This is a genomic window from Bacillus pretiosus, from assembly GCF_051294775.1.
Taxonomy (GTDB): Bacteria; Bacillota; Bacilli; order Bacillales; family Bacillaceae_G; genus Bacillus_A; species Bacillus_A wiedmannii.
The window spans coordinates 1-284 of the sequence record NZ_JBPPHF010000538.1 but is presented as its reverse complement, the minus strand read 5'-3'; the positions used below and the strand labels follow the sequence as shown (position 1 = coordinate 284).

At 43.3% G+C, this 284-nt stretch carries 1 protein-coding gene; it reads right to left on the bottom strand.

Annotation, left to right across the window (positions count from 1 at the left end; all coding sequences use genetic code 11):
* A partial coding sequence (locus ACSG5Z_RS32070) for a MupG family TIM beta-alpha barrel fold protein (RefSeq protein ID WP_435712967.1) occupies positions 1-284 on the bottom strand: 284 nt, incomplete at both ends.

Sequence of the window (284 nt, the reverse complement as noted above, 5' to 3'; positions counted from 1 at the left end):
GGCTCGTATCGCAGCGGAATATTTCCTCTACTCGCACTCGCTATCTCTTGTACACTTTCTATACTTCCGCTTATATCCCCGATTAACACCTTATCGACACCACATTCTTGTACAAGTTCTAAGTACGCTTCAAGTGGGCGCATATTGCGGTGCTTTTCTAACGTTGGTAAACCTTCACATAGCGGACCACGTTTTTCACCAACTCCCGGAATAAATGCCATCGTTTTTATTCCGCACTCATGTAAGTATTCGTTTTGTTTTTGTAAAAAGGACGTTGCTAGTCC